The sequence below is a fragment of the Bacillus sp. S10(2024) genome, assembly GCF_050473865.1.
In the GTDB taxonomy this organism is placed as follows: domain Bacteria; phylum Bacillota; class Bacilli; order Bacillales; family Bacillaceae_G; genus Bacillus_A.
In genome coordinates this window covers 3781929-3808224 of the sequence record NZ_JBFLUR010000002.1, presented here as the reverse complement: position 1 = coordinate 3808224, position 26296 = coordinate 3781929, and the positions used below count along the sequence as shown (strand labels likewise).

Below are 26296 nucleotides of genomic sequence, written 5' to 3'. Positions count from 1 at the left end.
AAAAAGTGACCCGCACTTGTTTCCTACCTCTCTTTTCACATCGCACGGGGCTAAAATAAGCCCTGACCGCTCCTATACATGACCAGTTCCTCTCGCCCACCCTAAAAAGAAAAGAGCTTTTATGCCTTTTTGAAAAATTGCGGAAGATATTTCTTATGAGCTTCTAGCATTTCATCTAATATTTGTTTTGCTACTTTATCAGATGGTACAAGTGGATTAATGGTCATCGCAAGCAGCGCTTTATGATAATCGCCTGTTATAGCAGCTTCAATTGTTACACGTTCAAACGATTTAATTTGCTGAACTAAGCCGCGAACTGGTACCGGTAAGTCACCGACCGCAATCGGTTTTGGACCATCCTTTGTAATGATGCAGTTTACCTCAACAGCAGAATCAGCTGGCAAACTTGCGATTGCACCATTATTTCTTGTATTTACAGGCTGAATATCACCTTTATTGTTATAAATAGACGTAATTAAGCTGCAGGCCGCATCGCTATAATATGCGCCGCCGCGTTTTTCTAATTGCGGTGGTTTATGATCTATGTTCGGATCTTTATACAGTTCAAACAGATCATTCTCTAACTTTTTCACCACTTCTGCACGTGTACCATTTTTTAGTGACTCTTGCTTTTCTTCTTCTAACATTTCGCGTGTTTTGTAGTAGTAACGGTGGTATGGACATGGGATTGCCCGAAGCGCACGAATGAAATCAGGCTCCCAATCAAGCATCGCAATATTTTGCATCGTAATTTGTTTCTCTGGATCTGTCATGAATTCGAGCACACGGTCCATGACGCTTACACCATCTACATACACATCTAGTCCGTACACCATATGATTTAAGCCTACAAAATCAACGTGTACACGGCTTGAATCTACCTCGAGAATCTTCGCTAACCCCATACGAATCCCAATCGGAACGTTGCATAGCCCCACAACTTTTTGAATGTTTGTATAGCGAAGAATCGCTTCTGTTACCATGCCCGCTGGATTTGTGAAATTGATTAACCATGCGTTTGGACAAAGCTCCTCTATGTCTTTACAAATAGCTAAAATAACCGGAATCGTTCGTAAAGCTTTAAATAAACCGCCAGGACCATTTGTCTCTTGGCCAATTACATCATACTTTAACGGAATAGATTCATCTTTTCCGCGCGCTTCTAACAATCCAACGCGAAACTGCGTTGTCACAAAGTCCGCGTCTTTTAACGCTTCGCGGCGATCTAGCGTCAGATGAATATCAATTGGTACTCCTGCTTTTTTCACCATACGCTTTGCTAAGTTACCAACAATCTCTAACTTTTCTTTTCCTTCTTCCACATCAATTAACCAAATTTCCCGAACAGGAAGTTCATGATAGCGCTTAATAAAACCTTCAATCAACTCCGGCGTATAGCTAGAGCCACCGCCAATCGTTGCAACTTTTATTCCACGCATGCAACATGTTCTCCTTTCGCATTGATTTCTTATTCAGTGTCGTACTGCCATTTCTGTTTTTTCTCCTCTTGCTTCTGATTGTATGAGCTCATGTTAGAAATGATGCGCTTCATTCATCACTTCCTCTGCTTCTTCTATATTTCCTTGTTTAGCCGCTGTGTAAAATAATTTGGAATACACTTAAAATCAATGTTTTAATTAATCTATAAAAATACTAAATTGTCCAAACCTTCTCTCTTCATTTTCATATACTATCATGAACTAACAAAAACTATTTCGCATCAAAAGAAAGGAGTTCAACATGTCCAAAAAGTATAAATCGCATAATTGCGAGAAAGAATATACTTCCCAATCTGAAAAAAAAGAAAAATCTTATCACAGCCAAGGCGACATATGGGACAAGATTAGTCTCTCGGAAATATTGGCAGGAAAACATAAGTCTCTATATCAAGGAACAAGTCAATACCAAAAAATTGACGTACTAAAAGTAAATGACGTCAGAATGTACCTTGACGAACAATTACAATTTAGTTCCGTAGACGAAAGAATGTATCACGAGGCCCTCGTCCATCCTGCTATGACAATTGTAGATTGTCCTGAATCTGTCCTCATCTTAGGAGGCGGAGACGGCCTTGCCTTACGAGAAGTGTTAAAATATCAAAAGGTTCGTCGCGTCGATCTTGTCGATCTCGATGAACGAGTGATTAAACTTGCTACGGAATTACCTGAACTTGTCCAGTTAAATGAAAGTGCATTTTTCGATAAGCGTGTGAACATCCATGCATATGATGCACAAAAGTTTTTACGTACATCCTCGCGGAAATACGATGTTATCATTATTGACTTCCCAGACCCAGCAACTTCCACATTAAGTCAGCTATATACGAAAGAATTATTCTCAACTGTAGCTAGCTTCCTTACAAAAAGAGGCGTGTTCGTCTGCCAAGCCAATTCACCACAAGATGCACCACTAACATATTGGAGCATCGGCAAAACAATTGCCAGCACTGGTTTAACTGTAGCAAGTTATCATACAATCGTTCCTTCTTTCGGAAATGATTGGGGCTTTCACATCGCAACCTATTCCTCTTCGACGCTACGTAACATTAGCAAACGTTCCGTAAACGTTCCCCACCGAACACTTCCGAAAAACTTAGCCTTATTATCCCGCTTTAGAGATGATCTCTTAGAGGAAAGAGAAAATGTCAAAATTAACACACGTGATCAACTCATTTTGCATCGTTACTATGGGAAAGATATGGAGTATTAATCATAAAGTGCAACGTTCATCAATGATGTCTTTCCCCTACTGATGAAAACTCTGCCCAATCAGGCACATGCTCGCAGTTATTCCCACCTAGCATCTTCATTATCCCTATATCTCGAGGTGAGAGTCTTACTGCCTATTAATACAAGATAAAAAAGGAGGAAACATGGAGTATTCAACATTCGGAAGACATATACTAGTCGATCTATGGGAGGTAGATGCCGCTTTTTTAGATGATCAGCAATTCTTACAAAAACATCTCATCACAGCAGCAAATATATGCGGGGCAACAGTATTATCCGTAGATGCAAAAACCTTTCAGCCATCTGGGACTACCATATTAGTTCTACTATCTGAAAGTCATATTTCGATTCATACGTATCCAGAAAAAGGATTTGCAGCAATTGACTGCTATACGTGTGGAACAAAAGCAGATCCGCAAAAAGCGATCGACTACGTAATATCTATATTAAAACCGAAACAATTGTATACAAAACGATTCACGCGCGGCTTAGGTGACATAACCGTTATTGAATAAAGTGAAACTTCCATCAGTGGGAGGCTTGTTCCTCCCCTCTGATGGAAAGCTCACAAATAACAGGATAGAGACCCTCGACGTACCGAACTTCCTATTTAAGGTGATTATTTAACCCATCAATCTTTTTCTTCCAATACATTGTCATTGCAAACCATATCATGAAGTAAATGATAATGAAGCTTCCTACACAAATGAGAATGGCACTTGCATGATTAGGAACCCACCCCATCCATATTGCCGCCGGAAGAAATGTTCCTAGTAATATAATGAAATGAATGGTTGTTTGCTTTAACAGGCTCCATTCTTCCCTCTCAAAAACAAAAGAAGCAACAGAGAAAATTACCCCAATTATATTTGCTGCAACAAGTTGAATTAACAATGTCTTTATCTCTATTGTCTCCACCCCATTTGCATAAACGATCCCCAAAAATAGTAAGCTATAAAACATCGCCATCCCCATACCGGCTGCCAACTTTGCACCTATTCTATCCATCATTATACTAACCTCCTATATTCAAAACTTCTTTAATAAGCGCAACATATTTTCGCGAAACATACTCTTTCATCCCATTTGAAAAATGGGCGCACATGCTGCCACTAAACGACATTTCAAAACTTTTCACATGCTTTATATTTGCAATTGTTGATTTTGAGAACCTAACAAATCCTTCTCGCTGCAAGGCACTCTCTAATTCATACAACCTGTGTTTTACTTCAAGATTTCCTTTTGTCGTTTGGGCAAATACCTTTCTGCCTTCCGAATAGAACCAATATATTTCCTCAAACTCCAATAAATAAAACTGTTGATCTTCTATCCCAACAATTTGCTTTATCGTCCCCCCTTCTAATATTTTCAAAATGTGTTGAACATCTTCAGTCATTTCTTTCGTCCTTATCACAATTTCTAGTTCTTCATGTGCTGGGTCTAAATCAATATGAACCTTCATATCAGCCCCCCTTTACTACTTCATTTTTACATAAATGTGGAAAAAATAAATGGATATGTACATAAGTGGTTCCATTATTTGTTTAACTTGGCGTTTTCGGTGCATAAGGTGAAACTTCCATCAGCGGGGAGCACCCCCAGACACTGATGGTTAGCCCTCTCCAATCGGGCTTTTACGGGCAGTTTTCTTCCCGGCTCTTCTCCAACCTTTACTGCCCGCGAATGGCAGGATAAAAAAAAGACCTTGCACCCGCAAGGCCTATTTTCCATCTAACATCTTCCTATATAAATCAACAAATTCACTCGCTAATTCCCTCATTGTTATAGCATTCATAAGGTGATCCTGTGCGTGAACGAACAGCAACGTAAGTTCGACCTTTTCGCCGCCTGCCTCTCGTTGAATCAACGCTGTTTGTAAGCGATGCGCTTCCTTTAACTCGCTGTCCGCCTCTTGCAATTTTTCGTCCGCTTCGGAAAGCTTTCCTTGTTTCGCAAATTGAATTGCCTCCATCGCTGAGCTTCTCGCATTTCCCCCGTGTAAAATTAGATGAAAAGCCGTTGTCTCTATCGTATCCATTTCCCTCTATTGCTCCCCCCTTTCTTCTTCCTGCTTTTGCTTATCCCACATTTTTAAGAATGGGAAATAGATGAAAAAAGCTAAGAAGAAGTTTACTAGCTGCATCACAACACCTGAAACCTTACCGCCCGTTGCTAAATAGCCGCTAAATAGAATTGGTGTTGTCCACGGTACAGCTGCGCCGCTCGGCCGCGCTACAAGGCCCCATTCCATCGCAAAATATGTCACAATCGTTAGAACAAGAGGAACAAGAATAAATGGAATAAGAAGAAGGGGATTTAATACAATTGGCATTCCAAATGTCACCATCTCATTAATATTAAAAATACCTGGTCCAATAGATAACCGGCCTAAACTTTTTAATTGCTGACTTCGTGCAAATAGTAACATCGCTACGACAAGTGCGAGCGTCGCTCCAGAACCGCCCATATAAATCCATAAATCAAAAAATTGCTGCGTAATTGTATTTGGTACATCTTGCCCAGCTTGAAAGGCGACACGGTTTTGATCCATTAATGAGAGCCAAATTGGCCCCATCACGCCGCCAACAATTGCCGCTCCGTGAATCCCGCATGCCCACAATACTTGAATAAGAATAATCGCAACCACTGCTCCAAATAAGCTAGCACCAAGCGCACTAAGCGGTGCTTGTAGCAATTGGCCCACAATATTATGAATGCTGCCAAACGAAGTATGTTCCAAAATTAACCGTATAATCCACACAACTATAATCACAACAAAACCAGGAATCAGTGCAACAAACGAACGCGATACGGCTGGCGGTACCGTTTCTGGCATTTTAATTACAATATTTTTCTGTATAATAACACGGTATATTTCTGTAGATATAAGTGCTAAAATCATCGCCACAAATAAACCTTGGCTGCCAGTAAGTACAGCTGGAATCACACCTTCTACTAAAATACTTTCCTTCGTCACTTCTACAATATGAGAAACTTGAAATGGCGTTGCTAATAAGAATGACACAAGCGACAACGCCCCTGATGCTAATGCATCTACTTTATATTGTTCCGCCAATCTGTAAGCGATTCCAAAAGATGCTATTAAGGACATAATATTAAACGTGGCACTTACCGGATACCCTAATGCCTTTTGCCAGCCAGGTCCAAATAAATTAGCCATAAAATCATTATATCCAGGTATCGGCAACGCACTAATAATTAAGAAAAATGATCCGATAATTAAGAAAGGCATCGTTAAAATAATTCCGTCTCGAACAGCTTGTAAGTGACGCTGCTCTGCAACTCTTCCCGCTACAGGCATAACATATCTTTCTAAAAACCCCGTCATTCTCTCCACTCTCCTTATGCCTTCATTGACAATGCCGCTTGTAACACCGCTTCTCCATTACAAAGTCCGTAGTGCATTGGTTGAATGACATTAACAGGTATTCCTTTCTCTTTACAGAGCTCTTGCATTTTCGGTAAGAGATAGCGTACTTGCGGGCCTAATAATAATACATCCGCTTCATCAATATGATTACGAACTTCCGTCCCAGATACAGCCCAAATTCTAGCTTCTATCCCTTGCGCCTCTGCTGCTCTCTCCATCTTTGTAACAAGCAAACTCGTAGACATGCCCGCAGCGCAGCAAAGCAAAATATTCATATGATGCCCCCTTTCTCATTCGCCCTTTCCAGCTATCCATATGGTTAAGCTAACCTATATATATGTCTAGGGGAATTCTCATATGACGAGCATATAAACAAAAATTTTCTATGCTAAATTCACTTCCTTTAAGAAAGACTTACAATTCCGAAAATCGCATTGAAAAACAGAACGTATTCTTCGCTATACAAAAAGAGGTAACCTTTTTCAGATTACCTCTTTTCCTTTAATGCTATAGAATGAAGTTATTCCTTCACTATATGCTTTCTTTTGCCGGCCGATATAATGCCTGTACGAGACGATCATATTCACGCCTTGTAATTTCTTTATTATATAGCTTTAACAATAAATCTTTATGCTCTTTCGAAAATGCCATTTTTTTAATGACTTCTGGATACATGAAAACTTCCCCCTCCGTTTCATGAATACGACTAAATCCAGTGAACATTAGCATTTCTGCCTTATCGTTTATAAAAACCAAAACGGAACTAACGTTCGCATAAAGCATTATAAAACATTTTTCTTCAAAGCACAATTATAAAATACAAATTCTTCTTTTTGTTTATTTTCTGAAGATTCCAACATTATAATATCATAATCTCTCCTCAAGTACATACATATTTTTTGTCACTTTGTTGAATAAATTTTCCATAATGGTAAGAAAATAATGGCAAAAAAAAGAAGAGGAGTAGGACATATGGATACTGTTACACTATCGCGCGCTTTCTTTGGATCATCGTTAGCTTTCCATATTATTTTTGCAACGCTAGGAATCGGCCTTTCTTTAATGATTTTTATAAGTGAAGTGTTATATCACTGGAAAAAGGATCCCGATTATTCTGTGATGGCCAAAAGATGGACGAAAGCATTTGCGATTCTCCTTGGTGTTGCCATTCCAACAGGAACAATTGTAGGCGTCCAGATTTCCTTGCTTTGGCCTGGCTTTGCGAAGATTGTCGGACAAGTCATTTCCGTCCCGTTTCAAATTGAAATTTTCGCCTTCTTCCTAGAAGCGTTGTTCATGTCCATTTATGTGTATGCTGCTGATAAGTTGCCACCATCCATGCGATTAATATCGCTCTTTTTTGTGATGTTCGGTGCAACTGCATCTGCTGTACTTATTACATCGGCAAATACATGGATGAATACACCAGCCGGATTTTCAATGGCAGCAGACGGCTCAGTCTATAATGTCGACCCTTGGAAAGCCTTTTTTAATCCAAGCTTTGTCACAAGCTCCATCCATGTTGTCATTACAGCTTATGCAACAGGAGCTGCTGTCATCACTTCGATTGCCGGTTTCAAATTGTTAAAACGAAATAAAAGCGCACAGGAGATTACCTATCATAAAAAAGGACTATATTTAGGTTTAATCGTCACATTTATTGCAGGCGCAATCATGTGGCTTTCTGGACATGAATCTGCGATTGCTCTGCATGAGCACTCACCAGAGAAATTAGCAGCAGCAGAAGCATTATATCAGACACAATCACATGCACCGCTGGCTGTTGGCGGCGTACTTGATCCAGAAACAAACAAATTAAAATACGCCATTGAATTTCCAAATCTGCTGAGCATGTTAGTTGGTTTTTCTCCAAGCACAGTTGTAAAAGGATTAAATGAATTTCCGCAAGAAACGTGGCCGCCCTTTTACACTCATCTATTCTTTGATTTAATGGTCGGAACAGCTACATTTACATTTGCCGTCGCTGCAATTTCTCTTGGATATTGGTACTTCATTTACCGAAAAAAAGGAGGACAATTGCCGAAATGGATGCTATGGGCCACTGCGGCGTGCGGTCCGATTATGCTTCTTGGCATTGAATTTGGTTGGATTTTCAGCTGCAGCGGTCGGCAGCCTTGGACAATTTATGGATTTCAACGGACGACAGATGCTGCCACGCGTGCTGATTTTGTCGGACCATTATTCGTCGTATTTGTCGTCCTTTACATCGCTCTTGGTGCATTAACTATCTTCGTATTACGAACATTCTTTAGGCGACATCCATTAAAGAACGACTTACAACCGAACGGGGGGGATTCACATGCATGAAGCAAGTATCGCCATTATCATTCTCTGGGCCGTCATTTTTGTGTACAGTATTTTAGGCTCCATTGATTTCGGAGCCGGCTTTTGGGGGATGGTGTACGCAAAACATCCAACACTTGCTGGAAAGCTGGCGAATCGTTACTTATCTCCAACGTGGGAAGTTACGAATACATTTCTAGTCTTTGTCGTTGTAGCATTTCTCGGCTTCTTTCCAAAGGCCGCCTTTACACTTGCAACAGCAATGTTTGTACCTGTTACCTTAATTCTCATTCTCGTTGCCATTCGCAGTACCTTTATGGTGTTCGCTTACTCTGTGCCAAAGTACGAGCGTATACTGCGCACAATTTCAGGCATTACTGGCCTATTGATTCCAGCTCTCCTAATTACAGTTCTCCCCGTAACAGAAGGAGCCTTCATTACCACTGCTAACGGGAAAGAAACGTTACTATATGGAAAATTATTATCAAGCCCGGTTGTATATTGGTACATGCTCTTTGGCTTAACGTCCGAACTCTTTTTATCAGCACTCTTCCTCGCTGACTTCGCTAGCGAACAAGGCTCTAAAGATACATATCGTCTCTATCGACGAAATGCCATCTTACTTGGTCCTGCAACGCTTGTCACTGCCATCATCGCACTTGTCGTCATGGAACCGGAAACACATTGGCTCATGGAAGGTTTAATTAAACAGTTCCTATGGTTTACAATCTCAATCATCTTTTTTATCATTGGCTATTCCTCACTTTGGTGGACGAACAAAAGGCAAGGAATACTAGGTTGGCCGCGCATTGCAGTTCTGTCTGTCGTCGCCCAATATGGATTTGCAAGCTACGCTTATGGCGTTGCCCATCTTCCGTATATTATTTATCCAGACGTGACAGTTTTCACAAGCTTTACAACGACAGAAACATTTTATGCACTGCTCGTTCTCTATGCTATCGGTATCGCAATTTTACTACCAGGATTCATCTTCTTCTGGAACTTATTCTTGAAGGATCGATCATTTTTAAAGTGAAACTTCCATCAGTGACGCTTTCTCACTGATGGTTAGCCCTCACCAATCGGGATTTTACGGGCTGTTTTCTTCCCTGCTCTTCTTCAGCCTTTACTGCCCGCAAATAGCGGGGCAAAGACGTTACGACATAATTCAACATAGAATAATAAAGACACCATCTCACAAACCAAAACAGAACCTCCACTCGCTCCTGCCCACCTAAAAAATGGTGTTCTGTCCATTATATAATTAAAAATTCTTAGTCAAACATCATCTACTACAAAATAAAGAGTAGATTTCACTCCGCATTTACCTAGCAAAAGAAAATTAGGTAGATGCACGCATTCGCTTTTCTGTTATAAATACCTAATAGGCACATACTGAATATGTGCCTATTTTCACTCCAAAATTCCTATATACTAGATCTTTCCCCTAAAGTATCAAACATACATATTTACAATAGTTAGTGTAATGGCTCATACCTTCTTTTAACAATTTGAATATGATTAAATAGAAAGTCTTGGACAAGTCGAAATACTCTTGTTCAAATTTCAAAAATTAGAAGGGTAGGCTAGCTATGGGTATCGAAATTTGGATTACGGTTGTTGTTTTTCTTCTTACCATGACCATCATATTTTGGCGACCAGGCGGATTAAATGAAGCATGGCCAGCTGCAATTGGAGCGGGAATTATCATTATTGCCGGCCTCGTATCACGCAGTGACATTACCGATATCATTAGTAAAATCGGCGGCGCCTCTATTACCATCCTCGCCACGATCGTTATGGCTGTTATATTAGAAAGTTTTGGTTTCTTTCACTGGGCAGCAGCCAGGCTCGCAAGCTTAGCAAAAGGCTCTGGGCATCGCTTATATTGGTATATCCAATTACTCTGTTTTCTTATGACATTATTATTTAATAACGATGGTAGCATTTTAATTACAACACCAATTTTAATTTTACTTCTAAAAAACCTTCAATTAAAACCGCATCAACAAATTCCATATTTATTAAGCGGCGCATTAATTGCAACTGCTTCTAGTGCTCCAATTGGCGTTAGTAATATTGTAAATTTAATCGCACTAAATATCGTTCATATGACGCTCTATATGCATACAGCGATGATGTTTGTGCCTGCAACATTAGGACTTCTCTTTATGTCATGGCTCATGTATATAGTTGTGAAAAAGAAACTACCGAAACAACTACCAAAATCCGCTTACGACATCGAAGAAGTCTTCTTCACAAAACACTTCCATCCATTAAAAGGAAAAAATTCGATTAATACGAAAAGTAAACGCACGAAATTTATGTTAAAAGTGTTACTGTTTGTCTTCCTTATGCGTTGTCTTCTTTTCGTTGCCTCGTTCTTTGCAATTCCGATTGAAATTGTTGCCGTGATTGGCTCTCTCATTCTCCTCATATGGAGATGGTATTATTTACGAACAAACCCAGTCGATATACTAAAAAAGACACCATGGCACATTCTCATTTTCGCTTTTTCCATGTACGTTATGATTTACGGGCTTCATAATGCTGGATTAACAGCTTGGCTTGTCCAAGCATGCGAACCGATTGTCAATCAAAGTTTATTATATGCTAGCTTTACCATGGGGGGACTCGTTTCAATTCTATCAAACATCTTTAACAACCATCCTGCCTTAATGATTGGAACGATTACCTTAACAGAAATGGGATTAGATCCAGTTACCCTCAAAACCATCTATCTTGCAAACATCATTGGTAGCGATATGGGATCATTGTTATTACCAATCGGTACACTCGCTTCTCTTATTTGGATGTATATCCTAAAGCAAAATAAAATTAAAGTAAAATGGAAAGATTACTTGAGCGTCTCCTTAATTGTTATCCCACTCACCACAATCGTAACCCTCTTCCTCTTATTCTACTGGGTACAGCTCATTTTCGCCCGTTAACTTATCAAACGAAACAAAATCCCCCTGCTCTCGCTCAGCAGGGGGATGATTATTTATATTAGGTTAGGTACACATAATCATAGATTAAGAGATGTTTAGAAAGGCGCTTTCTATTTAAGGCCCTAGCATACAAAACAAAGTAGGCTCTCCACTTCCTTCTATCTTTGTTTTACATCGCACGTGGCAGATTCTATGCACGGCCAAACGCTCTCGCCCCCCTCAAAAAGAAAGGGTTTTTATTTCAGGTTTTCTACTTATTTATATAACTGACTACCCGCTTCTTTAAACTCTTCTGCTTTTTCTTTCATACCTTTCTCAATTGCTTCTGTTGTTTCTAAATCATTCTCTTTCGCATACTCACGAATATCATGCGAAATTCTCATACTGCAAAACTTCGGACCGCACATAGAGCAGAAATGCGCTGTCTTTGCTCCTTCTGCCGGCAATGTTTCATCGTGATATTCCATTGCACGTTCAGGATCTAATGATAAATTAAATTGATCACGCCAGCGAAATTCAAAGCGCGCTTTTGAAAGAGCATCATCACGCTCATGTGCTGTTTTATGACCTTTTGCAAGATCAGCAGCGTGCGCAGCAATTTTATACGTAATCACACCTTCACGAACGTCATCTTTGTTTGGCAGGCCAAGATGTTCTTTCGGTGTTACATAACAAAGCATTGCTGTACCAAACCAGCCGATCATCGCTGCACCGATTGCAGAAGTAATATGATCATAACCAGGTGCAATGTCTGTCGTTAATGGTCCAAGCGTATAAAACGGTGCACCGTGACAAATCTCCAGCTCTTTATCCATATTCTCTTTAATTAAATGCATCGGTACATGTCCTGGCCCTTCAATCATTACTTGGACGTCATGCTTCCAAGCAATTTTTGTAAGCTCTCCTAATGTTTCAAGCTCAGAAAATTGAGATTCGTCGTTTGCATCCGCAATCGAACCAGGGCGTAATCCATCTCCAAGAGAGAAGGAAACATCGTACTTCTTCATAATTTCACAAATTTCTTCAAAGTGTGTATACAAGAAGTTTTCTTGATGATGGTATAGGCACCACTGCGCCATAATCGAGCCGCCGCGTGACACAATTCCTGTTACACGCTTTGCTGTAAGCGGAATATAACGAAGCAGCACACCAGCATGAATGGTAAAGTAATCTACCCCCTGCTCCGCTTGTTCAATTAGCGTATCACGGTATACTTCCCACGTTAAATCTTCCGCAATTCCGTTTACCTTTTCAAGTGCTTGATAAATCGGCACTGTTCCAACTGGTACAGGAGCGTTACGAATAATCCATTCACGTGTCGTATGAATATTTTTCCCAGTAGAAAGGTCCATAATTGTATCAGCACCCCAGCGCGTTGCCCAAGTCATCTTCTCAACTTCTTCAGCAATAGATGATGAAACAGCCGAGTTCCCAATATTCGCATTTACTTTCACATGGAAGTTACGACCAATAATCATCGGTTCTGCTTCCGGGTGATTAATATTTGCTGGTAAAATAGCACGACCTTCAGCGATTTCCTTCCGCACAAATTCAGGCTCCACACCTTCGCGAATGGCTACATATTCCATCTCTGATGTGATGATACCTTTACGCGCATAATGCATTTGCGTAACATTTGCCCCGTCTTTTGCACGGAGTGGCTTCCGTCCCATTTGTGGGAATACAGGCGTATGTGTAGATGCTGCTTTCACTCCATCATCTTCCGGCTTCACTTCACGACCTTCATACTCTTCTACATCTCCTCGTTCCACAATCCAGCAGCGGCGCGGCGCCTGCATCCCCTTTTCTAACTCCACTTTGTAATTCGGATCTGTATAAGGACCACTCGTATCATACACACGAATAGCCGGGTTTGGCACACCGTTTGTATCGCTTTGTGCAATCTCACGCATTGGTACTTTCATGTCTTCACGCGTACCTTCTACATATACCTTCTTGCTTCCCGGTAAACTTGACTTCAACTCAATTTGCTCAGCTGAAACAGATTGTTTCATCACTTTTTCCTCCCCTGTGTCTTCACTTTTCTTGTGACAAGGATGAGAACTAGCGGCTAGCAATGCCAAATAAAAAAGCCAGGCCCATCATAAAGAATAGGACCTGGCTACATAAAGACATTGTTATGTAAAGCCGACAACTTCCCTCCGCTGGTACGAACCAGATCAGGTCCAAAGGGTTAAGAAGCTTCGACACGCTTCTCTCTCAGCCCAGCTCTATCGGGCACCCCCAGTTTTTCACTGATTAAATTTTTACTACGACCCTATCATACATCATTGTCTAAAAAATGCAAAGATATTTAATTTTTTCTTTTTCACTCAAAAATAGTTATTTCACTTAGTACAAGCCGAATCCGCACTTCATACATATGTAGTATAAACCTGTGTAGGAATATATTCTGTACGGACACTTCACTATAAGAACAGGAGTGAAAGAGTTGATAAACCTACAATCTACAATAACCATACTCGCGTTTCTCGGAACTATGCTCATCATCTTTTGGCGACCAAAAGGAATGAACGAAGCAATTCCAGCAACAGTTGGGGCAATGATTGTCATTTTAAGCGGCACGGTCTCTTTTGCCGACTTGGGTGATATTAGCTCAAAAATTATTGGCGCCGCCATAACAATTATGGCGACCATTGTTATGGCGATCGTTCTAGAAAGTTTCGGCTTTTTTCATTGGTGCGCTGTTCAACTTGCCCAAAAAGCTAAAAGCTCTGGTATTCGCCTCTTTTGGTATACAAATCTTCTTTGCTTCCTCATGACATTATTCTTTAATAATGATGGCAGCATCTTAATTACAACCCCTATTTTACTGCTTTTATTACATCATTTACGACTTACACATGATCAAAAAATACCCTACTTATTAAGCGGCGCACTCATCGCCACTGCCTCAAGTGCACCAATTGGTGTCAGCAATATTGTAAATTTAATTGCTTTAAAAATTGTCCATATGGATTTATACATGCATACAGCAATGATGTTTGTTCCTGCCACGTTAGGCCTTCTTTTTATGGCGTCCCTATTATTCCTCATCTTTCATAAACAATTACCGAAAACACTCCCGGTCTTACCGATATATTTAGATGAAAATTTCGTTAAAAAATCTTTTCATCCATTGCAACCAAGGCCCCAAATAGATGCAAATCGTAAGCGAACACAATTTATGTTCGGAATTCTATTATTTGTTTTATGCGTTCGCATCAGCTTGTTTATTGCATCGTACTTTCAATTTTCCATCGCCATCACGGCGGTCATTGGCTCTATTATTTTACTTGGGTGGAGATGGTACAAACTACGCATTTCACCGATTGACATGATTAAGAAAACACCCTGGTATGTGTTAGTTTTCGCATTTTCTATGTACGTAATTGTATATGGACTTCATAACATCGGTTTAACCGAATTTCTCGTCGCAAAACTTCATCCACTTATTACCAGTAGTTTATTTCATGCCGACTTTATTATGGGCGGCTTACTTTCTATCCTCTCTAACATCTTTAATAACCATCCTGCCTTAATGATTGGTACGATCGCCCTTACCGAAATGGGACTAGATCCGATTACATTGAAAACGATTTATCTTGCAAACATCATCGGTAGCGACATGGGCTCACTACTACTCCCAATTGGTACATTAGCAACCTTAATGTGGATGTATATTATAAGAAAAGGAAAAGTAAATATCAGCTGGGGAACGTATATGAAGGCGACATTTCTCGTCATTCCGCCAACTGTCATTTTCACGCTATTTTGCTTATATTATTGGTTGAAATTGGTCTTCGCAGCTTAAAAGCGAGAAAAAGGAACATATGTAATTACAAGAAAGGAGATTATTATGCTTCATTTACAAAAATATATGAATAAACCCATACAAGTAACAATATCCGGGGCGCTTCTCCCATTTGAAGGAATTATGATTGATAAAGGCTCAGATATTATTGTATTGTATGATGGAGAAAAATACATGTATATCTCTAGTTTACACATTCAACATTTAACTCCATCCACAGAATCCTTACTCTTTGAAAATCTCACAATTCCAGAATCTTTACTACCACAAGATATATTATCAACCGAATCTACAATTTCACTTCGAAAAACACTACAAGTAGCAAAAGGACAATATATTGAACTCGCACTATCACACGAACATTTTTTACATGGGTATGTCACTCATATTATGAATGACTATTTTGTATTTCTCTCACCTGTCTATCAAACATTATATATTCCATTTCATCACGTAAAATATCTTATTCCTTATCAAGAAGCTGAAACGCCTTATGGATTAGAAAGAGAAAAACTATCACCAGCAGCCTCCAAACTTACACTTGCCCGGACGTTTTCTGAACAATTGAAAAAACTAAAACAACATATTATATTACTTGATTTAGGCATACATGCTTACAAAGTTGGAAAATTAACGGAAGTAACGGACAATCAAATTGAACTTATTACAGCACGTAATCAACATTTTCATTTCAATTTATACCATATTAAAACTGTTCATTTCCCTTATCAGAAATAATAAAAAGGGGGACCTCATGATAAGAGAGGCCCCCTTGTTGTTGTTTACGGAATCATCCACGTTAAATAATAAGCTTGAATATATGTGATAATACCAATAATTGTTACAAAGAATAAACTATGCTTCACTGTGAAACGGAATAAATCCGATTCTTTCCCAGTAAGTCCAACTGCCGCACATGCAATTGCAATCGATTGCGGTGAAATCATTTTACCCGTTACACCACCTGTTGTATTTGCAGCAACAAGTAATACTTCCTTCACACCTACTTGCTGCGCTGTAATTGCTTGTAGGTTTGAGAACAATGCATTTGCAGATGTATCTGATCCTGTTAAGAATACCCCAATCCATCCAAGGAATGGTGAGAAGAACGGGAATAAGCTTCCAGTTCCTGCTAATGCTAATGCTAACGTCGATGAAAGTCCAGAGTAATTTGCAATAAATGCAAAACCAAGTACTAATCCAATTGATAGAATTGGCATTTTTAATTCTTGCAACGTTTCTTTAAATGTAGCTACTGCTTGTTTTGGACTCATTTTTAAAACAAACATTGTAATGATACATGCGATTAAAATTGCTGTTCCTGTTGCTGATAAAATATCAAGCTTCAATACAGCTTCATACGGCGTTGGTTTATTAACGATTGGCTCTGCCTTCATGACTAAATTATGCAGACCCGGAACTTTAAATTTAAATACTAAACTTTCAAGCGCGCCTCCTGGAACAAATAAATCTTTAAAGAATTTCTGGCTCCAAATAACAACCATTACCGTTAAAATAATAAACGGTGACCACGCTTTCAAAACTTTTCCTGCTACTAAATTCACTGTAGAATCAGCATCTACCGTTGCCGCTGCTTCTTCTTGTCCTTTTCCAGAACGATAAATTTCTTTTGGTTGCCATACTTTTAAGAATAATGCTAAGCTCACTAAGCTTACTAATGCTGATGTAATGTCTGGAAGCTCAGGTCCAAGATATGTTGCTGTAATAAACTGCGTAATCCCGAACGAGCCGCCTGCTACCAATAATGCAGGCCACGTTTGCTTCACACCTTTTAATCCATCCATTAAGAATACGATGAAAAATGGAACAAATAATGATAGAAGCGGTAATTGATGCCCAGCCATTTGTCCTACTTTATGAGGATCAATACCTGTTACTTGACCAGCTACTAAAATCGGAATACCCATAGCCCCAAACGCTACCGGCGCTGTATTGGCGATTAAACAAAGTCCCGCTGCGTATAATGGATTTAAACCAAGTCCCGCAAGAAGCGCAGCTGTAATTGCTACCGGTGCACCAAACCCAGCTGCCCCCTCTAAAAACGCACCGAATGAAAACCCAATTAAAATAACAAGTAAACGATGATCACTTGTTATAGAAAGAACAGATGCACGAATAATATCAAACTGTCCTGTTTTTACTGAAATTTTGTATAAAAACACTGACATAACGATAATCCATGCAATCGGCCATAATCCATAAGCAAAACCATAACCAGTTGCTGCCATCGCCATCGTAAATGGCATTTTATAAACGAAAAGTGCAATTATAACTGTTAATACAACTGTAATAAATCCCGCAACATAGCCTTTCATACGAAAAACTGCTAAAGCCAAGAAGAAAAATATAATTGGAATCATTGCAACTGCTGCCGAAAGCCAAATGTTACCTAGCGGATCATAAATTTGTGTCCATGTGCTCATAGTCCCTCTTCCTTTCTAGTATCTCCTGTTCGCTAACAACCATATAAATAGACCACCAGGTCATCAGACCTTTAGACCTAAAAAAAAATAAAACGTCCCCAAGAAAACGTTTTCACAAATGTTATATTTATACTTTATCATATTTTCCTTTATTTACAATCCTATTTTTCGAATTTTATTCACAATTTCTTTGTTCACTTTTTCACAAATATGATATGATTATATGTTCTGCAATAAAAAACGAGATAACATTGTGATTTAAAGTTCATTCATGAATAGCAAAATAATATTTTCTTATACTAAAGTTGAAAACTAACTTTAGGAGGACTAAAAAATGTCTGAGCAAAATCGAAATCAAGATGCAATTGATGAAGGACGTACTAAAACAAAACGCGGCATTGAAGCAGCAAGCGATGCGATGCAAAATGCAATTGATACTGTCGAAGATGTTGGAAAAGCAGCAGTTGATCGTGTTTCTGAAGCAATGAAAGATGTCACAGCTAGATAATATATTTACGTAAGAAGCTGACTAAAAAATCCATTTTCAATCAGTTTCTTATTTATAAGAATAAAAGCACTTGCAATATGCAAGTGCTTTTACTATCTTCTTTTTCTCCGTTTGCGGCGCATTATCTTTTTTCGCCTTGTATTCACGCCATCCGCTATAATATGTAATGTACTAGCAGCTATAACACCGAGTACAAACGTGATAATTTCTATTTCATGCTCCTTTGCAATTCCAAGCAAATTTCCCTCTAGCACCGTTTTATTTAACACATATAAAAACGGTGAGAAAACAAGCAGCATGTAGAGAAGCCGAATTAAATCACCAATAATAATGGTATGGGTAAGCGGTGAGCGATGCGGCATCACAGTTTGATACGGATACCAAAAGATGCGAAGTAATCCCCATTTCCGATAAGCGGCACTATGAATATCCAAATCCGGCGTTAAAAAGTACGTCCCAACAATAAACCCAATCGCAAACGTAAGTAAAAAATCAAAATTTGTTAACCCGTAAGAAACTAGCATAAATAATACGATAGGAAGAGAAACTAAGTTTATCTTCGTGTGTGTTTTTCCTGATGGCATATTCCATTCCTTCCGTTAGACGCTTCACTTCATGAATCTAACTTTTGATCGATAAGTGACGTATCCACTTCAGAACTAAACCATTCTCCCAATTTTGTACGCGCTTGTTCTTTTACTTCTTCATCGACATACATTGCAGCTTGTACGAGTGCAGCCGTTAATGCACCTAAGTCATCTGTATAACCAAGTCCAGCTACAAAATCAGGAATCGCATCAATCGGTGCAATAAAGTACGCAAGAGAACCAATAATTACAAGCTTTACTCGTTTTGGAACATCTCGTTTTTGTAATACATAAAACAGCAACAAGCTAGCATAAATGACTGAATGCCCCGCCTTAATTGCTGTATTTTTTACTTTATCCCAAAACGCCTCAACTGAAAAATTCCCCTTCATTATGAAATCTCCCCTCGCTATTCTTCCGCGATTTGCGGTCAATTTGTGACGAAATAAAGAAATTTAGTAAGAGCGTTTCATAAGCAAGTGATGTTCTCTTACTAATAGAAGTTTCATATTTATTTCTATAATACCCAGCTTATTTACAACATAAGTAAACTTCACACACATACAATATAGTGTAGATTCTAGCTTGGAACGTTACTTATCATATGCTTTTATTGTAACAAATAAACATAAAAAGAACAAGTGTTCGATTTATGTTTTTATATTTTTCTCAATATAAAATACTCGCTTCTACTACATATTCTTTCCCAATTTTGTTATATTTTTTAGTTGACGAGCATATAAACCAATGTTAAAGTTTTCACTGTCAGCTATAATGGACAAAATACAAAAAATGTAAGATTCTACTGTGTTCCTAATAGCCAAATTTTGTTGTATAATACAAAAATGACGTTGTGCTTACGGAACAACATAGAGACAGGAAAACAAAAGGTATGCATAGTTCAAGTCATATATGGATGTATGAAAGAAAAAAACTCTATCCATGGCAAAGAAAACTATGTATTTTTTATTTGAGCATTTTTCTCTCAAAAATTGACCAAGCCTGATAGAGAAAGGGTGTAAATGGATGAAGGAATCTTTGAAATTACAATTTCAAAACGTGCGATTTACGTTATTTGTTGCCCTTACATTATGGTTAAAAACGTATATAATCACACGTACTAGTTTCGATCTAAAATTAGAATCGTTTATGCAAGAGTTTATTTTATTAATTAGCCCATTAGCAACATCATTATTTCTAGTGGGTCTCGCATTATTTGCAAAAGGTAAAAAACGTAATTATATTGCACTTGGAATCGACTTTGTTCTTACTATAGTTCTTGTTGGTAACGTAATGTTCTATGGTTTCTATAATGACTTCGTAACATTACCTGTACTCGGACAAACGTCAAACTTCAGTAGTCTTGGCTCTAGTGTAAAATCGCTCTTTAACTACAAAATTGTTGTTGCATTTGCGGATCTTATCTTCTTCTTCATTTTGTTAAAGAAAAAGAAAGAGTATGCAAAAACAGAGCGTATTTCACGTCCAATGCGCTCACTATATTTTGTATCAACAATTGCAATTTTCTTTGCAAACTTAGGACTTGCAGAAACAGAGCGTCCTGAATTATTAACGCGTTCATTTGACCGCGTCATGCTTGTGAAAAACTTAGGTTTATACACACACCAAATATACGATCTTGGCTTACAAGCAAAATCAAGTTCACAAAAAGCATTTGCAGATGGAAGTAAGTTGCAAGAAGCAGAAAACTATGTAAAGACAGTACAAGAAAAGCCAGATCCAAATATGTTCGGCGCAGCAAAAGGGAAAAACGTAATTGTTGTATCTCTTGAGTCCATGCAGCAATTCTTAATTGGTGCGAAAGTAAACGGACAAGAAGTGACGCCATTCTTAAACCAATTTGCAAAAGAAAGTTATTACTTTGACAACTTCTATCATCAAACAGGCCAAGGAAAAACATCTGATGCGGAGTTTCTTGTAGACAACTCATTATATCCATTAGATCGCGGCGCTGTATTCTTTACACACGGTAACAATGAATTTGTTGCAACACCAGAAATCTTGCATGATCAAGGGTATTACACAGCTGTATTCCATGCGAACAATGCAACGTTCTGGAACCGTAACATCGTGTACCCAGCACTTGGTTACGATCGTTACTTTAACGAATTAGATTATAAAATAACACCTGAAACAAAATTAGGTTGGGGTTTAAAAGATATTGAGTACTTTGATCAATCAGTGGATATGTTAAAAAATATTAAGAAACCATTCTATACACGTTTCCTTACATTAACAAACCATTATCCATTTGATTATAATGAGGCAACAAAATTAATTGAACCTTATAACTCTGGTGACGATGTATTCGATAATTACGTAGTCACAGCTCGTTATTTAGACGAAGCGTTAAAACACTTTATTGAACGTTTAAAAGCAGAAGGTCTTTACGATAACTCTGTTATTGTATTTTACGGTGACCACTATGGTATTTCTGAAAACCATAACCGTGCAATGGCACAGTTCCTAGGAAAAGAAGAAATTACAACATTTGACCAAATGAACTTACAACGTACACCGTTCTTCATTCACGTTCCTGGTCAAAAAGAAGGTAAAACAATTACAGCACCTGCTGGAGAAATTGATGTAAAACCAACAATCCTTCACTTACTAGGTGTTGATACAACAAATGATATTCACTTCGGGCATGACTTGTTCGCACCAGAGCGCAAACCATTTGTCGTATTACGTGATGGAAGCTTCGTTACTGATCAATATATTTACAAAAATAACACATTCTATAACCGCCTAACAGGTGAAGTTGCACAAGTACCAAAAGCTGAAGCACAAGCAATGGTTGACCGTGCTCAAAATGAATTGCATATGTCAGATAAAATTATTGAAGGCGATTTACTTCGTTTCTATGAAGGTAACAAAACAAAAACAGGTACAATCAAAACAAAAATTAAAGAAAAAAGCGCTGAGTAATCAGCGCTTTTTTATATAGTGACATCTATACAAAAAAGGCTGCGTAATCATTACACAACCTTTACCAAAATTTTACATAAAATTCACGAAACATATCTATAATAAAACATGTAAGCTTTGTCCCTAATAAACAAGCTGCCCTCCTTTATGCAACGTTCTACTCTAGAACGTTGTTTTTTTGTATTATAAAGCAGGATTCTTTCTTTCAACCTTCGAATTTGTATGTGCAAACACTACTCGGAGAAGGAAGGGGAAAACATGACGTATGAACGATTTATATTATGGAATGGAAGAATGATGGATACAACAAAAGAACAACCTCATATTGATTTAGAAGAGCGCGGTCTACAGTTCGGTGATGGCATATATGAAGTTATTCGTATTTATAAAGGTACTTTACACTTATTAGACCCGCATATCACAAGATTATACCGCTCTATGGAAGAAATTGAGTTGTCCCTCAATCTCTCAAAAGCTGAGCTTATCTCATCCTTATACGAACTACTTGAAAAGAATCAATTTCAAGAAGACGGCATCATTTATTTACAAATTTCCCGAGGCATCAAGCCTCGTGTTCATGCCTTCTCTTTTGATACAACTCCAACTATTTATGCCTACATTCGAAAAAAAGAGCGACCTGCTTTATGGATTGAATATGGGATCCGCGCGATAACAGAACCCGATATTCGCTGGCTTCGCTGCGATATTAAATCATTAAATTTGTTACCAAATATACTTGCTAATACAAAAGCAGAGCGAAAAGGCTGCAAAGAGGCTCTTCTCGTTCGGAATGGCATTGTCACAGAAGGTAGTCATTCTAACTTCTTTCTTGTGAAAAATGATGTACTATACACCCATCCTGCAAATCATCTCATTTTAAACGGTATTGTTCGGCAATATATTATATCACTTGCCCACACATTACATATTTCTCTGCGAGAAGAATTATTTAGCATTCATGATGTATATAAAGCAGATGAATGCTTCTTTACAGGCACAACCTTTGAAATAATGCCGCTTACCCATCTAGATGGAACCCCTATTCAAAACGGACAAGTAGGTCCTATCACAAAATTACTACAAAAAACATTTATGCAAAGCTTTTCTACTTCCAACGCCTTTTACCTTAAAAATGAATGACAGTATATCTATTTATTGTAAATATATAGATATAATTGACAGAATAAGGTGCAAGTTGGCACCTTTCTTATTTTTTTAACCTTTTTGTCATATATGGATTTCGTTATAAGCATTGACATCAGTCGACAACCATTTTAGAATTTTTATTAGTTGGTAATTTTTTTCATCACCTAAAATACAGACAGAAAGGAATCGACAAACTATGAAAAAATATCTTGCTGGTCTTGCAGCAGTGTCTGTAGCAGGTGCAGCAGCCCCGGCAATGGGAACAGTTCAGGCAGCAGCTCCTGATCAAAACGCACAACAACCTGCAGCACAAGCAGCACAAACAACTAAGATAGCTCCAAAAAGTGAAACAAAATACACAGTAAATGCAGACGTATTACGCGTTCGCACAGGTCCTAGCACCAACTCTGACATTTCGTCTCGTGTATATGAAGGACAAACATTAAACGTAATTGGCCAGGAAAATGGCTGGTACAAAATTAGCTATAATGGACAAGTTGGCTACGTTAGTGGCAAATTTGTAAATACGGACACTTCTAACAGTGGTTCTCAATCACAAGGCAACTCAACTGTTCAGCCAGCAAGCGGAAATTATACCGTAAGTGTATCTTCCCTTCGTGTTCGTACAGGCCCTAGCACTTCACACACACAATTAGGCTCTGTACATAAAGGACAAGTTGTACAAGTCGTTGGTGAAGTACAAGATTGGTTCAAAATTAGCTACGGTGGACAAAACGCTTATGTTAGCAAAGACTATGTAACAAAAGGCGGTTCTGATTCAAACGTAACACAAGATAACCAACAACAAAATAACAGCAACGTTACAGTTCAAACAGGCGGTACATATGTTGTAGATGCTACATCTTTACGTGTTCGTACAGGCCCAGCTACATACCACGGCATCATTGGCGGTGTATTAAAAGGCCAAACATTAAACGTTATTGGCGCTGAAAATGGTTGGTTCAAAGTGAAGCATAACGGAAATACAGGTTATGTTAGCAGCGAATTTGTGAAATTTGTAAAAGGCGGCACTTCTACAGCTCAAAAACCAGCTGAAAATAACAACAATAACACCGAAACTCCAGCTCAAGGAAGCGGCGAATATTACATTAACGCAAGCGCACTAAATGTACGTAGCGGTGCTGGAACAAACTACAGTGTAATCGGTGCACTACCGCAAGGACAAAAAGTACAAGTACTTGCAGATGAATCTGGTTGGAGCAAAGTTAACTATAACGGCCGTACTGGTTATGTAGGAACTCGCTTCTTATCTAAAACACCTGTAAGTGGTGTACAAGAAAATAAGCCAGCTCAAAAACCAGCTGAAAACAACAGCAACAATAATAACACAAGCAATAACTCTCGTGATACTTCATCACTACTTTCATACGCACAATCAATGGAAGGTGTTCCATATGTATGGGGCGGCACTTCTGCAAACGGTGTTGACTGCAGTGGTTATATCTATCACGTATACAAAAAATTTGGTTATTCAATCAGTCGTCAAAGCGTAGCTGGATATTGGAGCAGCTTCCAACATACATCTAACCCACAGCCAGGCGATTTGATTTACTTCCAAAACACATATAAATCTGGCCCATCTCATATCGGTATTTACCTTGGTGGTGGCAGCTTTATCCAAGCTGGGGACAATGGAGTTAAAGTAGCATCATTAAATAGCTCATATTGGAGCAGCCATTTCTTAGGATATTCTAAGCCTTATTAATTAATAGCTTCAGAGCCTTCTAGATTACTAGAAGGCTCTTTTGTTATATAAATATAAATTAAACAACGACTTAAAAAACCTTTTTTTGGATGAACGAGAGCAGCTGGCCATGCATAGTAGCGGCGGATCAAGGCCTTTTTCTGCTACGGGAACGGTTTAAAATAAAGGGAGACAGCGAGTTTTGTTCGGCGTGGCAGCGATTTTAAAATGCTTTTATATCACTTCTCTATCCTTCCTCTTATATGCGTTAATTCCAATTATTGTTTTCCTATTCTGACTTTTTTACAGACGTTTGACCTCTGATGTCTGGTGTGATAAGTTACATAAGATAATGTTTTCAGAGAAACGGAGCAATCATACTATTTGCAATGTTCCAACAATTCAGAGAGGGGATTTACAAGCATGAATGTTTTATGGGGAATTGGCGGCGTGTTTGGAGTTTTGGTAATTGCAGTTTTACTGTCTTCCAACCGCAAAGCTATTAATTGGCGCACGATTTCAATTGCGCTTGCACTGCAAATTACTTTCTCCTTCATCGTCTTAAGATGGGACGCAGGAAAAGCGGCTTTAAAGCATGCTGCTGACGGTGTACAAACTCTTATTAATTTCTCGTATGAAGGAATTCAATTCGTTGTCGGTGGTTTAGCTAACGCAAAAGGGCCTTGGGGCTTCGTCTTTGTTATTCAAGCATTACTTCCAATTGTATTCATTAGCTCACTCGTAGCCGTATTATATTATTTTGGTATTATGCAATGGTTTATTACAATTATTGGCGGCGGGTTAAGCAAACTTCTTGGAACTTCAAAAACAGAAAGCTTAAATGCTGTTACAACTGTTTTCTTAGGACAATCGGAAGCACCGATCTTAATTAAACCTTACTTAGATCGCGTAACGAATAGTGAATTCTTCGCTATTATGGTTAGCGGTATGACATCTGTTGCCGGATCGGTACTTGTTGGTTATGCGGCAATGGGAATTCCACTTGAACACTTACTTGCAGCTGCTATTATGGCTGCACCTTCAAGCTTACTAATTGCAAAATTAATGATGCCTGAAACAGAAAAAGTAAATAACGATGTAGAGCTTTCTACAGAGCGTACAGATGCAAACGTTATTGACGCAGCAGCACGCGGTGCATCTGAAGGGATGCAGCTTGTTATTAATGTTGCAGCAATGCTCATGGCATTTATCGCATTAATCGCTGTATTAAACGGTTTATTAGGATGGATCGGTTCTTGGTTCCATATCAAATTAAGTCTTGATTTAATTTTTGGATACCTCCTTTCTCCATTTGCTATACTAATCGGGGTTTCGCCTCATGAAGCGATTCAAGCTGCTGGTTATATCGGACAAAAGCTTGCGGTAAATGAATTCGTTGCATATGGAAACTTAGCTAAGCATATGGCAGAGCTTTCTGATAAAACAAACGTTATTTTAGCGTTTGCAATTTGCGGATTCGCAAACTTCTCATCTATTGCTATTCAATTAGGTGTGACAGGTACACTTGCTCCTTCACGCCGCCAACAAATTGCACAATTGGGAATTAAAGCGGTAATTGCAGGTACATTAGCAAACTTCCTAAACGCTGCTGTAGCAGGCATGATGTTTTAATAAATGAAAAAGACCCACCTTAAGTTCATTTTTCACTTAAGATGGGTCTTTTTCATTTACACTTTTAATTTTTCGATATCTAAGTCACATACAGATACTCTCGTCTCCCCCCTAAAAAGAAAGGAATTTTTATGTC

Annotated in this window: 23 protein-coding genes and 1 riboswitch; of the genes, 12 read left to right on the top strand and 11 right to left on the bottom strand. The window is 38.6% G+C overall.

Going from position 1 to position 26296, the window contains the following annotated elements; all coding sequences use genetic code 11:
- Positions 1-119: 119 nt before the first annotated feature.
- Positions 120-1439 carry a 6-phospho-beta-glucosidase gene (locus tag AB1280_RS19355; RefSeq protein WP_429756701.1) on the bottom strand — a complete coding sequence of 440 codons (1320 nt, stop codon included), beginning with the start codon at positions 1437-1439 and terminating at the stop codon, positions 120-122.
- A gap of 301 nt (positions 1440-1740) precedes the next feature.
- Between AB1280_RS19355 and AB1280_RS19350 the strand changes: the two genes are divergently transcribed.
- Positions 1741-2709, top strand: a complete 969-nt coding sequence (locus AB1280_RS19350; RefSeq protein ID WP_429756700.1) for a spermidine synthase — start codon at positions 1741-1743, stop codon at positions 2707-2709.
- Between the two features lie 163 nt (positions 2710-2872).
- On the top strand, positions 2873-3244 hold the full coding sequence (gene speD, locus AB1280_RS19345; protein ID WP_429756699.1) for an adenosylmethionine decarboxylase: 372 nt from the start codon (positions 2873-2875) through the stop codon (positions 3242-3244).
- Positions 3245-3335: 91 nt separating this feature from the next.
- On the opposite strand, the gene AB1280_RS19340 is transcribed toward speD, so the two are convergent.
- The 6 genes from AB1280_RS19340 to AB1280_RS19315 all read right to left on the bottom strand — a co-directional run bounded on the left by AB1280_RS19340 (position 3336) and on the right by AB1280_RS19315 (position 6795).
- Positions 3336-3740: a DUF3021 domain-containing protein gene (locus tag AB1280_RS19340; protein WP_429756698.1), complete on the bottom strand. Its 405-nt coding sequence runs from the start codon at positions 3738-3740 to the stop codon at positions 3336-3338.
- Between the two features lie 4 nt (positions 3741-3744).
- Positions 3745-4191, bottom strand: coding sequence for a LytTR family DNA-binding domain-containing protein (locus AB1280_RS19335; protein ID WP_429756697.1), 447 nt, complete (start codon positions 4189-4191; stop codon positions 3745-3747).
- 258 nt (positions 4192-4449) lie between these two features.
- Complete coding sequence (locus AB1280_RS19330; RefSeq protein WP_429756696.1) at positions 4450-4767, bottom strand: PTS lactose/cellobiose transporter subunit IIA; 318 nt, start codon at positions 4765-4767, stop codon at positions 4450-4452.
- 6 nt (positions 4768-4773) lie between these two features.
- Positions 4774-6078 (bottom strand): PTS cellobiose transporter subunit IIC, encoded by a 1305-nt coding sequence (gene celB, locus AB1280_RS19325; RefSeq protein ID WP_429756695.1) that lies wholly within the window; start codon positions 6076-6078, stop codon positions 4774-4776.
- A 14-nt stretch (positions 6079-6092) separates the two neighbouring features.
- Entirely contained in the window at positions 6093-6395 is a 303-nt protein-coding gene (locus AB1280_RS19320; protein WP_272189782.1) for a PTS sugar transporter subunit IIB, read from the bottom strand.
- Between the two features lie 256 nt (positions 6396-6651).
- Positions 6652-6795, bottom strand: a complete 144-nt coding sequence (locus tag AB1280_RS19315) for a hypothetical protein (RefSeq protein WP_272189783.1) — start codon at positions 6793-6795, stop codon at positions 6652-6654.
- Positions 6796-7092: 297 nt separating this feature from the next.
- On the opposite strand from AB1280_RS19315, the gene AB1280_RS19310 reads away from it, so the two are divergent.
- The 3 genes from AB1280_RS19310 to AB1280_RS19300 all read left to right on the top strand — a co-directional run bounded on the left by AB1280_RS19310 (position 7093) and on the right by AB1280_RS19300 (position 11375).
- Complete coding sequence (locus AB1280_RS19310) at positions 7093-8448, top strand: cytochrome ubiquinol oxidase subunit I (RefSeq protein ID WP_272189784.1); 1356 nt, start codon at positions 7093-7095, stop codon at positions 8446-8448.
- Positions 8441-9460 carry a cytochrome d ubiquinol oxidase subunit II gene (locus AB1280_RS19305; protein WP_272189785.1) on the top strand — a complete coding sequence of 340 codons (1020 nt, stop codon included), beginning with the start codon at positions 8441-8443 and terminating at the stop codon, positions 9458-9460. The genes AB1280_RS19310 and AB1280_RS19305 overlap by 8 nt, the downstream gene beginning before the upstream one ends.
- Positions 9461-10016: 556 nt before the next feature.
- Positions 10017-11375: an arsenic transporter gene (locus AB1280_RS19300; protein ID WP_429756694.1), complete on the top strand. Its 1359-nt coding sequence runs from the start codon at positions 10017-10019 to the stop codon at positions 11373-11375.
- Positions 11376-11629: 254 nt separating this feature from the next.
- On the opposite strand, the gene thiC is transcribed toward AB1280_RS19300, so the two are convergent.
- Positions 11630-13390, bottom strand: a complete 1761-nt coding sequence (gene thiC, locus AB1280_RS19295) for a phosphomethylpyrimidine synthase ThiC (RefSeq protein ID WP_429756693.1) — start codon at positions 13388-13390, stop codon at positions 11630-11632.
- Between the two features lie 125 nt (positions 13391-13515).
- Positions 13516-13631, bottom strand: a riboswitch (TPP riboswitch).
- Between the two features lie 199 nt (positions 13632-13830).
- Here thiC and AB1280_RS19290 point away from each other — a divergent pair.
- Positions 13831-15189, top strand: coding sequence for an arsenic transporter (locus AB1280_RS19290; RefSeq protein ID WP_429757369.1), 1359 nt, complete (start codon positions 13831-13833; stop codon positions 15187-15189).
- A gap of 45 nt (positions 15190-15234) precedes the next feature.
- Entirely contained in the window at positions 15235-15927 is a 693-nt protein-coding gene (locus AB1280_RS19285) for a DUF2642 domain-containing protein (protein WP_429756692.1), read from the top strand.
- A 44-nt stretch (positions 15928-15971) separates the two neighbouring features.
- Here AB1280_RS19285 and AB1280_RS19280 read toward each other — a convergent pair whose 3' ends face one another.
- On the bottom strand, positions 15972-17633 hold the full coding sequence (locus AB1280_RS19280; RefSeq protein WP_429756691.1) for a lactate permease LctP family transporter: 1662 nt from the start codon (positions 17631-17633) through the stop codon (positions 15972-15974).
- Positions 17634-17967: 334 nt separating this feature from the next.
- Between AB1280_RS19280 and AB1280_RS19275 the strand changes: the two genes are divergently transcribed.
- Positions 17968-18141 (top strand): hypothetical protein, encoded by a 174-nt coding sequence (locus AB1280_RS19275; protein WP_429756690.1) that lies wholly within the window; start codon positions 17968-17970, stop codon positions 18139-18141.
- Between the two features lie 92 nt (positions 18142-18233).
- Here AB1280_RS19275 and AB1280_RS19270 read toward each other — a convergent pair whose 3' ends face one another.
- A complete protein-coding gene (locus tag AB1280_RS19270) occupies positions 18234-18725 on the bottom strand; it encodes a metal-binding protein (RefSeq protein WP_272189795.1) in 492 nt (163 codons plus the stop codon).
- 29 nt (positions 18726-18754) lie between these two features.
- A complete protein-coding gene (locus tag AB1280_RS19265) occupies positions 18755-19120 on the bottom strand; it encodes a YkvA family protein (RefSeq protein ID WP_429756689.1) in 366 nt (121 codons plus the stop codon).
- A gap of 634 nt (positions 19121-19754) precedes the next feature.
- Between AB1280_RS19265 and AB1280_RS19260 the strand changes: the two genes are divergently transcribed.
- The 4 genes from AB1280_RS19260 (at position 19755) to AB1280_RS19245 (ending at position 26160) form a co-directional block, all read left to right on the top strand.
- Complete coding sequence (locus tag AB1280_RS19260; protein ID WP_272189797.1) at positions 19755-21677, top strand: LTA synthase family protein; 1923 nt, start codon at positions 19755-19757, stop codon at positions 21675-21677.
- Positions 21678-21935: 258 nt separating this feature from the next.
- Positions 21936-22817, top strand: a complete 882-nt coding sequence (locus tag AB1280_RS19255) for a D-amino-acid transaminase (protein WP_429756688.1) — start codon at positions 21936-21938, stop codon at positions 22815-22817.
- A gap of 202 nt (positions 22818-23019) precedes the next feature.
- Positions 23020-24549, top strand: coding sequence for an SH3 domain-containing protein (locus AB1280_RS19250; RefSeq protein ID WP_429756687.1), 1530 nt, complete (start codon positions 23020-23022; stop codon positions 24547-24549).
- Positions 24550-24951: 402 nt separating this feature from the next.
- Positions 24952-26160 carry a NupC/NupG family nucleoside CNT transporter gene (locus tag AB1280_RS19245; protein WP_272189801.1) on the top strand — a complete coding sequence of 403 codons (1209 nt, stop codon included), beginning with the start codon at positions 24952-24954 and terminating at the stop codon, positions 26158-26160.
- Positions 26161-26296 lie beyond the last annotated feature (136 nt).

Bases quoted from the DNA above. Each gene is read 5' to 3' on its own strand.
- speD (WP_429756699.1), top strand. From the start codon at position 2,873: ATGGAGTATTCAACATTCGGAAGACATATACTAGTCGATCTATGGGAG.
- AB1280_RS19310 (WP_272189784.1), top strand. From the start codon at position 7,093: ATGGATACTGTTACACTATCGCGCGCTTTCTTTGGATCATCGTTAGCT.
- thiC (WP_429756693.1), bottom strand. From the start codon at position 13,390: ATGAAACAATCTGTTTCAGCTGAGCAAATTGAGTTGAAGTCAAGTTTA.
- AB1280_RS19250 (WP_429756687.1), top strand. From the start codon at position 23,020: ATGAAAAAATATCTTGCTGGTCTTGCAGCAGTGTCTGTAGCAGGTGCA.
- AB1280_RS19330 (WP_429756696.1), bottom strand. From the start codon at position 4,767: ATGGATACGATAGAGACAACGGCTTTTCATCTAATTTTACACGGGGGA.
- AB1280_RS19340 (WP_429756698.1), bottom strand. From the start codon at position 3,740: ATGATGGATAGAATAGGTGCAAAGTTGGCAGCCGGTATGGGGATGGCG.
- AB1280_RS19275 (WP_429756690.1), top strand. From the start codon at position 17,968: ATGTCTGAGCAAAATCGAAATCAAGATGCAATTGATGAAGGACGTACT.
- AB1280_RS19280 (WP_429756691.1), bottom strand. From the start codon at position 17,633: ATGAGCACATGGACACAAATTTATGATCCGCTAGGTAACATTTGGCTT.
- AB1280_RS19265 (WP_429756689.1), bottom strand. From the start codon at position 19,120: ATGAAGGGGAATTTTTCAGTTGAGGCGTTTTGGGATAAAGTAAAAAAT.
- AB1280_RS19270 (WP_272189795.1), bottom strand. From the start codon at position 18,725: ATGCCATCAGGAAAAACACACACGAAGATAAACTTAGTTTCTCTTCCT.
- AB1280_RS19255 (WP_429756688.1), top strand. From the start codon at position 21,936: ATGACGTATGAACGATTTATATTATGGAATGGAAGAATGATGGATACA.
- AB1280_RS19315 (WP_272189783.1), bottom strand. From the start codon at position 6,795: ATGTATCCAGAAGTCATTAAAAAAATGGCATTTTCGAAAGAGCATAAA.
- AB1280_RS19260 (WP_272189797.1), top strand. From the start codon at position 19,755: ATGAAGGAATCTTTGAAATTACAATTTCAAAACGTGCGATTTACGTTA.
- AB1280_RS19355 (WP_429756701.1), bottom strand. From the start codon at position 1,439: ATGCGTGGAATAAAAGTTGCAACGATTGGCGGTGGCTCTAGCTATACG.
- AB1280_RS19350 (WP_429756700.1), top strand. From the start codon at position 1,741: ATGTCCAAAAAGTATAAATCGCATAATTGCGAGAAAGAATATACTTCC.
- AB1280_RS19300 (WP_429756694.1), top strand. From the start codon at position 10,017: ATGGGTATCGAAATTTGGATTACGGTTGTTGTTTTTCTTCTTACCATG.
- AB1280_RS19285 (WP_429756692.1), top strand. From the start codon at position 15,235: ATGCTTCATTTACAAAAATATATGAATAAACCCATACAAGTAACAATA.
- celB (WP_429756695.1), bottom strand. From the start codon at position 6,078: ATGACGGGGTTTTTAGAAAGATATGTTATGCCTGTAGCGGGAAGAGTT.
- AB1280_RS19335 (WP_429756697.1), bottom strand. From the start codon at position 4,191: ATGAAGGTTCATATTGATTTAGACCCAGCACATGAAGAACTAGAAATT.
- AB1280_RS19320 (WP_272189782.1), bottom strand. From the start codon at position 6,395: ATGAATATTTTGCTTTGCTGCGCTGCGGGCATGTCTACGAGTTTGCTT.
- AB1280_RS19245 (WP_272189801.1), top strand. From the start codon at position 24,952: ATGAATGTTTTATGGGGAATTGGCGGCGTGTTTGGAGTTTTGGTAATT.
- AB1280_RS19305 (WP_272189785.1), top strand. From the start codon at position 8,441: ATGCATGAAGCAAGTATCGCCATTATCATTCTCTGGGCCGTCATTTTT.